3 protein-coding genes and 1 pseudogene are annotated in these 2,404 nt (G+C 41.1%); all 4 read left to right on the top strand.

Annotation, left to right across the window (positions count from 1 at the left end; all coding sequences use genetic code 11):
- Positions 1-696, top strand: a 696-nt coding sequence (locus F6K49_RS41345) for an ATP-binding cassette domain-containing protein (RefSeq protein ID WP_293106903.1), incomplete at its 5' end; no start/stop codon positions are given.
- Positions 697-703: 7 nt separating this feature from the next.
- A complete protein-coding gene (locus F6K49_RS41350; RefSeq protein WP_293106906.1) occupies positions 704-1,990 on the top strand; it encodes a nucleotidyltransferase family protein in 1,287 nt (428 codons plus the stop codon).
- Positions 1,991-1,994: 4 nt separating this feature from the next.
- Positions 1,995-2,270 (top strand): hypothetical protein, encoded by a 276-nt coding sequence (locus tag F6K49_RS41355; RefSeq protein WP_293106910.1) that lies wholly within the window; start codon positions 1,995-1,997, stop codon positions 2,268-2,270.
- Positions 2,271-2,311: 41 nt separating this feature from the next.
- Positions 2,312-2,404: pseudogene (locus tag F6K49_RS41360) on the top strand (Uma2 family endonuclease); the annotation flags it as partial.

Here is a 2,404-nt window from a genome sequence, read left to right on the forward strand (position 1 = left end):
GCTCTCAAAACGATTAACCTGACTCTACAACCAGGAGAAACTATTGCCTTAGTAGGAGAAAACGGTTCGGGAAAAACCACCCTAATCAAATTATTATGCCGTTTATACGAACCCACTTCTGGCAGTATTACTATTGATGGCATCGATTTACGGCAATTTAAACTCGACCATCTACGCCAGCAAATCAGTGTTATTTTCCAAGACTATATGAAATATCATCTCACTGCCCAGGAAAATATCTGGTTGGGTAATGTTGCTCTTTCTCCTACTGATAACCAAATCAGTAAAGCAGCTTTTCGTTCTGGTGCTGATCGAGTCATCAATACCTTACCCAATGGTTATGACACTATGCTAGGTAAGCTATTTGACCAAGGGGAACAACTCAGTATCGGGCAATGGCAGAAAATCGCTTTGGCAAGAGCATTTCTACGAGATTCCCAGGTAATAGTTTTAGATGAACCTACTTCTGCTATGGACCCCAAGGCAGAATATGAGGTGTTTCAGAAGTTTCGTCAACTGATAAAAGACCAAGCTGCTATCCTAATCAGTCATCGCTTATCCACCGTTAAAATGGCCGATCGCATTTATGTAATGGATAAAGGTTCTATTACCGAAAGCGGTACTCATCAGGAATTGATGCAGCTAGGTGGAACTTACGCCTATTTATTTGAAACCCAAGCTGAAAATTACCGATAAACGCTTTATGAGTACCTTAGTTCAAGCAGAAAATAAAACACCATTAGGAGTTACTAACCCCGAAATAGAACTACTCCTGTGCTGTGCCAGAACCCAAGTAGACAACACAACAGCTGAGGAAATCAAAACCCTACTTCAGCATAACATTAATTGGGAATATTTAGTCGAAACAGCAGCCCGTCACGGAGTAATCCCGCTTCTGTACACTAGTCTCCAGAATACTTGCCCAGAAGCCGTTCCCCAGGACATCTTTAAACATCTCCAAACCTATTTCGATGTCAACAGCCTTCACAACTTATTCCTCACTCAGGAATTGCTAAAACTTCTAGATTTGTTCAAACAACACAACATCCCTGTCATCCCCTACAAAGGTCCAGCCCTCGCGGTTTCTGCCTACGGTAACTTATCACTCCGGCAGTTCTGCGACTTGGATATTCTAGTTCACGAACGGGACTTGCTCAAAGCCAGGGACTTACTGATTTCCTCAGGATACCAACCAACATTTCAGCAATCGATATTGAATGAGAAAGACCATATAGCCTGGATTAAATACGACAACGAGTATTCCTTTATCAGCAAAAATGGCAATGTTCCCTTAGACATTCACCATAACATCAGCCACAATAATTTCAAATTATTACCAATTGTTTTTGATGACTTGTGGAAGCGTCTTGAACCAGTATCTTTAGCTGGTACAACGGTACTCAATTTTCATCCAGAAGACTTATTTATAATTCTATGCGTACATGGTTCTAAACATATGTGGGAGAGATTGGGATGGATTTGTGATATTGCCGAACTACTTCGCAATTCTCAGGATATAGATTGGGCACAGCTGATAGATAAAGCCAGGATAATAGGCTGTGAACGTATGCTATTGTTGGGTCTTTTTCTGGCCAAAACTATCCTAGGAGCTAGTTTACCGCCAATCGTCAATCAAAGAATTATAGCTGACCCAGAAACCCAATCCCTAGGGAAACAAATGTACTTCAGACTTTTTTGTGAAAATAACAGTTCCACCTCTGGCTTGAGTCAGGAAAAATTTATATTTAATTTTGGGATTATGGAACGGCTAGAAAACAAAATTATTCATTTTCGGATGATGGAACGGCTAGAAGACAAAATTCATTTATTTTTTGGCGCTGTCTGGCGCAGGATTTCTGTACCTATAAGGCTAGTAATTACGCGAGCTGTCAAAGACCGGAATTTTCTTCCCCTACCTCGTTCTCTCTATTTTCTCTACTATTTGATTCGACCGATTCGGCTGTGTTGGAAATTCTATAGCCGTTTTTAGCCTAATGAGGTACACAGATTTTTTTCCCAATTCCGAATTTACCGTCTTGATGCAGCCCATTGCTATTCCCTGTTCCCTGTTCCCTGTTCCCAGATCCGCTGTTCCCTTTCAACCAAAATACTATCTCCTCAACTATACTTCCCTTGCTATAGCGTTTCTAGGACTCATGAGGTACACAGAATTGTTTGACTATTGGCTCTTGCCTCTTCTCTATTACCTGCTCCCTGCTCCCTGCTCCCTGCTCCCTAAAACCCAGATATTTGTACCTCACAAGTCGTAGAATTGCTATATACTAATAATAAAGGAGGTATAGAGAAAAAAATGGTTACTCAAATAAACAACCAAACCTCTGAAATAATCTACCCCGAAAGTGACGGCTTACCCTTGGCAGACAATACCCTTCAGTTTCGCTTG

The organism is Moorena sp. SIO3I6, assembly GCF_010672095.1.

What these genes read in the sequence shown, in the direction of transcription:
- F6K49_RS41350 (WP_293106906.1), top strand. Translation starts at nt 704, where the DNA reads ATGAGTACCTTAGTTCAAGCAGAAAATAAAACACCATTAGGAGTTACT.
- F6K49_RS41355 (WP_293106910.1), top strand. Translation starts at nt 1,995, where the DNA reads ATGAGGTACACAGATTTTTTTCCCAATTCCGAATTTACCGTCTTGATG.